Source organism: Caldisericum sp. (genome assembly GCF_049967455.1).
In the GTDB taxonomy this organism is placed as follows: Bacteria; Caldisericota; Caldisericia; order Caldisericales; family Caldisericaceae; genus Caldisericum; species Caldisericum exile_A.
Map to the genome: position 1 here is coordinate 1 of NZ_JBMFSR010000052.1, position 6,679 is coordinate 6,679.

At 35.1% G+C, this 6,679-nt stretch carries 5 protein-coding genes, 1 pseudogene and 1 riboswitch; of the genes and pseudogenes, 2 read left to right on the plus strand and 4 right to left on the minus strand.

Annotated elements, in window-relative coordinates:
- Window positions 1-356, plus strand: a pseudogene (locus ACP5SP_RS07175) (transposase); the annotation flags it as partial.
- 160 nt (window positions 357-516) lie between these two features.
- On the opposite strand, the gene nadE reads toward ACP5SP_RS07175, so the two are convergent.
- The 4 genes from nadE to ACP5SP_RS07195 all read right to left on the minus strand — a co-directional run bounded on the left by nadE (window position 517) and on the right by ACP5SP_RS07195 (window position 5,504).
- A complete protein-coding gene (gene nadE, locus ACP5SP_RS07180) occupies window positions 517-1,371 on the minus strand; it encodes an NAD(+) synthase (RefSeq protein WP_424606694.1) in 855 nt (284 codons plus the stop codon).
- 99 nt (window positions 1,372-1,470) lie between these two features.
- Window positions 1,471-2,568, minus strand: a complete 1,098-nt coding sequence (locus ACP5SP_RS07185; RefSeq protein ID WP_424587010.1) for a tungsten cofactor oxidoreductase radical SAM maturase — start codon at window positions 2,566-2,568, stop codon at window positions 1,471-1,473.
- A gap of 58 nt (window positions 2,569-2,626) precedes the next feature.
- Window positions 2,627-4,435: an aldehyde ferredoxin oxidoreductase family protein gene (locus ACP5SP_RS07190; RefSeq protein ID WP_428067194.1), complete on the minus strand. Its 1,809-nt coding sequence runs from the start codon at window positions 4,433-4,435 to the stop codon at window positions 2,627-2,629.
- A 35-nt stretch (window positions 4,436-4,470) separates the two neighbouring features.
- Window positions 4,471-4,581: riboswitch (molybdenum cofactor riboswitch) on the minus strand.
- A 56-nt stretch (window positions 4,582-4,637) separates the two neighbouring features.
- On the minus strand, window positions 4,638-5,504 hold the full coding sequence (locus ACP5SP_RS07195) for a cation diffusion facilitator family transporter (protein WP_428076360.1): 867 nt from the start codon (window positions 5,502-5,504) through the stop codon (window positions 4,638-4,640).
- A gap of 113 nt (window positions 5,505-5,617) precedes the next feature.
- Here ACP5SP_RS07195 and ACP5SP_RS07200 point away from each other — a divergent pair, with 113 nt between their 5' ends.
- The gene (locus ACP5SP_RS07200) at window positions 5,618-6,487 is read left to right on the plus strand and encodes a hypothetical protein (RefSeq protein ID WP_428076361.1); all 870 of its coding nucleotides are present in this window, start codon (window positions 5,618-5,620) and stop codon (window positions 6,485-6,487) included.
- Window positions 6,488-6,679: the final 192 nt, after the last annotated feature.

Genomic DNA, 6,679 nt, shown 5'->3' on the forward strand with positions numbered 1-6,679 from the left:
TATTAAGACTCTACACAAACTTCTTCTTGCCTTCAATGAAACTGAGAGAGAAAACAAGAATTGGAAGTAAGGTGATGAAGAAGTACGACAAACCTAAGACGCCTTATGAGAGGATTCTTGAATCTGAAAAAGTATCAGAAGAAGTAAAAGAGAAACTTAGAAAAACATATGAAACACTTAATCCTCTTTTACTTAAAAGGCAAATAGATAAAATTACCCAAGAACTCTCACGGGCATATGATAAAAAGATGAAAGAAAGAGCGAAAAAAACACAGAAAACCGATGTAAAATTACCCAATGATTTTCCTTTATCTCAAAATAATTTCGTATATAATTTAAATGAGGCAACCAAATAATATTTCGTATAGAAAATTACGTGAGGCAACACGTATAGAAAAAATTTTTTGTCAATACCTGAATCATATATCAAATTAAGAAAAAATAAAAAATTCAATAAAATATTGGTTAAAACTTACTCATATGCTCTTAAATTTTTTGGCTTTTAATTAACCTTACTTAATTTTCAATCTTTGGGTATGGTGGAAGTTCCCTCATGTGAGATGATAATTCCCTGAGAGTCTTGATATATTCGATTTCTTTCTCAGTTATATTTTCATTTTTGAGTTCGCTTTCAAGATTGTGCTCAAGTGCATAGAGTATCATATCAATCTTTTCGTATGGCATTTGTAGTGCAAACTCATCGGTTAAACCAGGTGCAAGGTCAGGCGAAGGTGGTTTTTCAATAATTTCTTTTGGCACGCCCAAAAATTCCGACAACTCTCTTACCTGAGTTTTGTATAAGTCTGCAATAGGGTCAAAGTCTGATGCCGAATCTCCATATTTCACAAAATATCCTGTGAGTTTTTCTGTTTTGTTGCAACATCCTGCAACAATGTAGTTCATTTGTTCTCCATAAAAGTACAACAGTACTGCTCTTATTCGGTGCTTTGTGTGTAAATACGCATTACCTTTCATTATCTCAATATTTCCCGCTCCACCTTTGAGGGATTTCAAAAAGGTGGTTTCTTTTTCATCCTGATTTTGTAAATATTTATTTATAGTGTAACGTTCTTGAAATTTGCGTGGAATAAACAAAGGAGGTGGCTCAAGAGAATAAACACCTATAGCCTTAAGAATTCCAGTTATATTTATTTCTTTTAGTTCTATATGAAGGGCGTCGGAAACTATGCGTGCATGTTTTAAACTCTGTGGGTGAGTATCACGCTCACCCATAAAAAGTGCAAGGATTTTGTCGTTTGGAAGTGCCCTTCTAAGCAAAAATGCAACAAGAGAAGAATCAATACCTCCAGAAAGCCCGAAAATTACACCATTTGCATTGAGTTTTTCAACTTGTTTCATTATGAATTTCACTATTGTATTTGTAACTTCTTCAGGATCTTTTAATCTAAGGCAATCTCTAATACCCGTTGTTAATCACCTCTAAGTATTATTTTACCACTTAAAGTCAGTTTATGGACATTGAACGATACCTCTATACCAAAGACAGTCTGCACAAGATGGCGTATTATTATAGCAATCCGAATCGCTTGTAAGACAGAAATCGCATACATTTTCAAGCGGACAATCAGTACATGAAGGGAAAAGCGCATTCTTCACATTAAACCTAAATCTCTTGTATTCATCGGAATTCCATATTTCAAAAAGGCTCTTTTCATTAAGCGATCCAAAAGAATATTTGTTAACAAATTTTTCTCTTCCGTAGATATATTCTGTATATGAGTGAAGAAGTCTATAACATGGATAAACACCCATATCAACACCTATAACGGTTGAGTTGTTTTCAATAAACTGGCACTTTCTTTCGGTTAGCAATTTAAATCTTGGAAAAATAATCCTAAGTCTGTATTTTCCTATTTTTGTATTGAGCCTATCAATAAAAATAGTATCATCAAAAGATCCATCATATATTATTTCTTTGGAAAGTTCCTTTGAAAATGGCATAAGGTTTGACATAAGAATTGTTGTAATCCCTAATTTATCTGCAAGAGGTAAAAGATTCTCTACGATATTTATGTTGCTTTTCATTAAAACTACTTCAAGCCAAATCTCTGGATTAGACCTTTTAAGTTCCTTTTTTAAGGATTGAAGGTACATGACATTATCCTCAACTCTATTAAAATCTGTTCCTCGAATATCCATATATATTTCCTTTTCTGGTGCATCAATTGAAACTGTAATTTTATCAACACCAAGATTTATAAGTTCCTTTGCATATTTATTCAGAAGGGTTCCGTTTGTACCAAACTCTACATGATAACCTCTTTTCTTGGTCTCTTTAATAATTTCAACAATTTCAGGATGCACGAGAGGTTCACCAATTCCTCCAAGATATACTGTTTCAAGTTGTGGAAAATCCTTAAAGTTATCAAGAACTCTAAAATAATCTGATAGGGACATTTCCAAAATTTTATCCTTCCAAAATCTTCTAAAACACATCTTACAGTTTAAATTACAAAAAGTAGTTATTTCAACATAAGCCTTCTTTATATCTCTCCCGTCCGGTATTTGAACTGTGTATCCTTGAAATTTAAGTTCAAGTAGTCCCATAATTTCTCCTTAATATAAAAAATTGGGGGGCTTACCCCCCATATAAAGATTATAATGACTATTTCAAAGCAAGTTCTTTTAACTTTTCTTCAGTTGGAATTCCTTTTTCGCTCCAGCCTCTTACTCTGTAATAATCAGGAAGAGTTATATGGAGTTTAACAACCTGTCCCTTCGCAGCACCTTCAGGAAGTGGTTCTTTGAGGAATCTTTCAGGAAGTTTATCTTCTTCAGGTCCAACACCAACATCTATATTCCACAATCTTTCAAGATTCCATATCCTTTCACCTGCTTTAATAACCTCATCTTCTGTATAGTCAAAACCTGTTGCCGCCTTAAGTATTGCTGTATATTCAGGTAATCCTAATGCAAATGATGTAAAGAGGCATAAGCCTTCAGAATCAATTACTGCCGTAAGATCCTGGAAAATCTTAACCCATTGTGCCTTTCCTTCGGTTGCAAATGGGTCGAGTTTCTCCGGTAATCCTAAAATTTCGGGCGAAATCATATATCCTCTCACATGGCATCCGCCACGGTTGGACGTTGCATATTCAAGTGCATGCCCCTGTGCACCCCTTGGATCGTATGCTGGGAGTTCCTGTTTCCTTACACTCATTGAAAGTTCTGGATGTCCATACTCTGTTGCAAAATCATAAGAACCTTTTGCAAGTTTATCTCCGATTCCTTTTCTTAAACCAATTGCCTTTGTATATTCAACGATAGCTTCTGCATTTCCAAACTTTGGTTCTGGAAGTTCGCCAATATGATCTTTTGGCACATACCCTTTCTCATAAAGTTCCATAAGAGCTGCAATTGTTGCACCTGTTGCAATTGTATCAAGCCCAAGTTTATTACATAGATGGTTTGCAGTAATAACTGCTTTAAGGTCGCTTACGCCACAATCAGCACTGAATGCCCAGCTTGTTTCATATTCTGGACCTTCCACTTCTTCTTCGATTTCAGGAATCTTTACAACACGACCACAACCTATTGGACATGCAAAACAAGCCTTATTTCTTATAAGATATGTTTCTTTGAGTTTTTCTCCAGAAACTTCATCAACATATTCAAATGTACCTTTTTGGAAGTTGTTTGTAGGATACAATCCATGCTCATCAATAATATGGTTTAAAACCATTGTTCCATATGTTGGAAGCCCTTGCGAAGTTACACCATTTGTTTTAATTTTATCCATAGCAACTCGCAATGCCTCTTTAAATGCCTCGTTATCTGCAATAGGGGCTCTTCCAGTTCCTTTTGCAACAACTGCCTTTAGCATCTTAGATCCCATAACTGCACCAACACCAGTTCTTCCTGCAGCCCTTGCCTTGTCGTTAATTATGCATGCTTGCATCGAAAGTTTTTCCCCTGCAGGGCCAATGCATGCAACCTTTGCAGTTTTATCGGAAACCTCTTCAAGGAGCATATCTGTTGTCTCATAGGTATCCTTCCCCCAAAGGTGAGACGCATCTCTAATTTCAACTTTTCCGTCATTAATCCAAAGGTAAACAGGTTTATCGGATTTTCCCTCAACAATGAGCATATCAAAACCAGCTTTCTTTAATTCAGGACCAAAAAATCCCCCAGAGTTTGATGCTGCAATTACATTATTCAATGGTGATTTGGTTACAACATCGTAACGACCACCTGTTGGTGCTGTAGTAAGAGTAAGAGGACCTGTTGCAAAAATCAATTTATTTTCCGGACCAAGTGGATCTGCATTTCTTGGGACTTCATCAAAGATAATCTTTGCAGCATAGCCTCTTGCACCGATGAATTTCCTTGCAAGTTCTTCGTTAATTGGTTCTACCTTAACCTCCTTTGTTGAGAGGTTAACCCTTAAAATCTTACCCATGTAGCCACCTAACATAAAGCACCTCCTTTAAAATTTTTTTAAAAAAAATAAGAAGCCCAATTTGGGCTTCTTTGCAAAGAAGGCAGGCTTGAAGATTGCTCTTCAAACCCTATCGCCTTGTCATCCCAGAGGGACACCCAAGGTCGAAGCCTTTTACATAATTATTAAACAATTTTAATTTTTGTCAAGAGCAAAACTTGTAGATTGTTTCAAATTTTTAAAGTTTGCTACACGGCTCAATATTAATGATTACTTCCGATATGTTCTTTATGTTCTTTTTGATAGTTTCTTCTATTTCAGTTGCAATTGAATGTGCATCACCTACGCTCATATCTTTTGGAAATTCAAGGTGAAGGTCAATAACATAGTAAGACCCAAATTTTCTTACTCTAATTTGATGTGGATTGCAAACGCTATCAAAACTGGAAATAATTTTCTGAACTTCATCAGCAATACTTTCGTCAGTTTCTTCCATTATCTCTGAAATGACAGGTTTCAAAATATCGTAACCCATATAAATGATTATTATCGCAACGAAAAACGATGCAATGCTATCAAAATAACTTTTACCTGTAAATCTTATAAGAATTCCTCCAAGAAGAACCGAGATGGATGAAAGAATATCGCCAAAATAATCTTTTGCATTTGCAATAAGTGCCTGGTTTGAAATTCTTTTTCCAACAATGTTCATATATGCAGACAAAAATATTTTCCCTACGATGCTAATCGTAGCACCGATCATCATAAGGATATCAAGTGCCTCAGTTTTACCAAAGCGAGCAATTGCCTCATATATGACGAATGCACCTGCGAGGACAACAGAAATGCCAATTATACTTGATGAAATAGTCTCTGCCCTACCATGTCCATAGGGATGATCAAAATCCGGCGGGCGTGAAGCAATTTGTGTACCTTTGTATACGATAATGTTCTTTACAACATCGACTGTTGTATCAAGTCCATCTCCAATAAGTGCAATGGAATTTGCAATAACACCCAAAAGAACTTTCAATATGGCAAGAAAGGTATTAACTGCCATTGCAATTTTTACAGCAGTCAATCCAGAGTGAGTTCGTTCATCCATTTTTCACCTAAAAACCTCAAATATAGAAACTAACCTATTATATGATATAAAAGACTTTTTGAAAAATTTTTTGTAAAGGTTTTTTTGCAATATAATGTAGTTGGAGGTGGAAGATGAAAAAGATATTAATCCTATTAATAATAGCTTTAGTACTATTTGCCTCTTGTGGAAAAAGTGTATCAAATGAGGAGAAATTCGACAAATTCAACGCAAAAAGTGTAGTTAAAGCCTACATAAATTTAATAAACGATGCAAATTATGAAAAAACTCTTACTCTTGTTGATTCAAAGCTTGCAATTGTTTGGCCTGGAATAAGCTTAATAGAACAACTTACAAATTCAAAGATTAAAGACAAATTTGTCGTGGTGAATTTAGAAAGCATCAGCGAACCTGTTAACTTAGGGAATAGTCCTGATGAAGTCGAAATTGTAACACAGATACACCTAAAGCCAACTCAAAAAAGCGCTGAACTTGGAGTTCTTGAAAGAGAGAAAGATACATTTATGATTTTTTACCTCATTAAAAGAAACGACGGATATAAACTCTCAAAGTCTTTTGAAACCGACTCTCTTATTGCAAACTATGTTGAAACAAACCCAGAACTATTTAAAAACATAAAGATTGCTATACCAAACAAGGTAAAAAGAGGTGAAGAAGTTGAATTGGTTTTCGATTTAAATGCACCTAAAGCACTTGGAAATATAGGTGAAGTAAGTTTCATTATGTACCCAGAACCAAACACTCCTAAATATCCTTATAGTTTTGAGACAGTCTTCTATTCAGGAGATGATGTAACAACATTTAAAATAAGACATTTTGCCCTTATAAAAACTGAAAATTCAAAATTTCCCGAGGAAAATTCACAAATAATTCTTGGACCAATACAAATTGATGATGAGGCAAACAAGGGCTCATACAGAATCTACCTACAAACAAGTGGAATTCTTTTTCCTATTCCCCCATATATAATTGAGGTATCTTAATAAGGGATTAAAATTGATAAAGGCAGGCTATTGCCTGCCTCATATTTTTTATTTAGCAAAAATTTATGGATTGGTTTGGGTATTAATGCAGGTGCCGTTTCCTTGACCTCTCATTACTCCGTTCCCTTTAACAAAACCTGCATTTCCGTTTGTGCCTCTCTCGGAAGGTCTGCCTGTCTCAATCCTTTCAAC

Excerpts from the sequence above, each read along its gene's own strand:
- ACP5SP_RS07190 (WP_428067194.1), bottom strand. The coding sequence starts at position 4,435 with ATGTTAGGTGGCTACATGGGTAAGATTTTAAGGGTTAACCTCTCAACA.
- ACP5SP_RS07185 (WP_424587010.1), bottom strand. The coding sequence starts at position 2,568 with ATGGGACTACTTGAACTTAAATTTCAAGGATACACAGTTCAAATACCG.
- ACP5SP_RS07200 (WP_428076361.1), top strand. The coding sequence starts at position 5,618 with ATGAAAAAGATATTAATCCTATTAATAATAGCTTTAGTACTATTTGCC.
- ACP5SP_RS07195 (WP_428076360.1), bottom strand. The coding sequence starts at position 5,504 with ATGGATGAACGAACTCACTCTGGATTGACTGCTGTAAAAATTGCAATG.